This window comes from Spiroplasma sp. hy2 (assembly GCF_044714365.1).
GTDB classification, from domain to species: domain Bacteria; phylum Bacillota_I; class Bacilli_A; order Mycoplasmatales; family Mycoplasmataceae; genus Spiroplasma; species Spiroplasma phoeniceum.
In genome coordinates, this window is record NZ_RXFZ02000244.1 from 1 (window position 1) to 1,200 (window position 1,200).

The 1,200-nt window shown below is 26.4% G+C and carries 1 protein-coding gene and 1 pseudogene (1 of these 2 only partly in view); both read left to right on the forward strand.

Translation table 4 applies throughout. The features are described 5' to 3' along the window. Positions 1–445 precede the first annotated feature (445 nt). Positions 446–814 (forward strand): hypothetical protein, encoded by a 369-nt coding sequence (locus tag EHV01_RS05775; RefSeq protein ID WP_422066629.1) that lies wholly within the window; start codon positions 446–448, stop codon positions 812–814. Between the two features lie 196 nt (positions 815–1,010). Next, positions 1,011–1,200: pseudogene (locus EHV01_RS05780) on the forward strand (lipoprotein) (its annotated part continues 11 nt past the right edge of the window); the annotation flags it as partial.

The window sequence follows — 1,200 nt, forward strand, 5'->3', positions numbered from 1 at the left end:
ATHTTCGCGTTTTTGCACACTTTCTCTAATTTGTTTGGCTTCATTATTAAACTTATTTAAGATATTTTCTGCAATCTCTTCACTTAAACCTTGTTCTATTAATTGTTCTTTTGTAAGTGCCATTTTTATAAACTCCTCTTTTTTTATTCTTGTTCGATTAACAAGTCAGCATAAACTCTTTTTTATTGGAAAAAGATTAAACCTATGCTTTTAATTATATACCAATAGTTCACAAATGCAACATATTTTGTATACAAATAAATCTAAACTTAATATATTTTATTGCTAATTTAGGCCTTAAAGCGCGTCATAAGAGCTATTTTTCAAGATAAAATTTTGTAAATAATTCATAATTTTGCTTGCATATATATATATATATATATATAATGCAGTTAGATCTTGAAAAATAAGAAGTTTAAAGATTAAGAAAAGGAGAAATACAGTAATGAAAAAATTACTAAGTTTATTAAGTGTATTAACTATTAGTGGAACTGCTGTCCCAACAACAATTGCCGCTAGTCCTTATCAAAAAGAAGAAACTATCAAAAATAGTGAAATTAATTATTCACAAACAAATAATTTAGAAAAATTAAATAGAAATAAAAGAGATGTTTTTTCTTGTATTGGTAATAGCTTTTTAGAATCAGTAAAGGAAGCAGCAATCGGTGCAGCAGCTGGTGGCGTTGGTGGTGCAGCAGTTGGTAGTGTGGTTCCTGGAGCTGGTACATTAGCTGGCGGCGCAACTGGCGCTTTAGGTGGAAGTGCAACTGGTGGAGTTACTGGATGAGTAAACGGAATTAGAAAGTATTGTTAATTTAAATAATTTATAAATTTTATAATTAATAACAAAAATTAAGGTTTTATAAAATTAAAAATAAAATATTAATAAAAAAATAATTTTTATCTTAAAACCCCCAATTTTTTACTACTAAAAATAATGGAAATAGTTTAATTATTTCCATTTTTAATTAAATTAACAAATTATATTTAAAATCAGAAAGGAATAATGTATGAAAAAAATATTAAGTATTTTAGGTGCAATTTCATTAGTAGGAACAAGTACAACTAGTTTAATTGCTTGTAATACACCACAAGAATGTACACCTGAAGAATTAGCACAATTAAAAAAAGAAAACCAAATAAATACTGCTAATCAAGAAATTAGAGACAATTTAGAATGAATAGCACCACAAGAAAAAC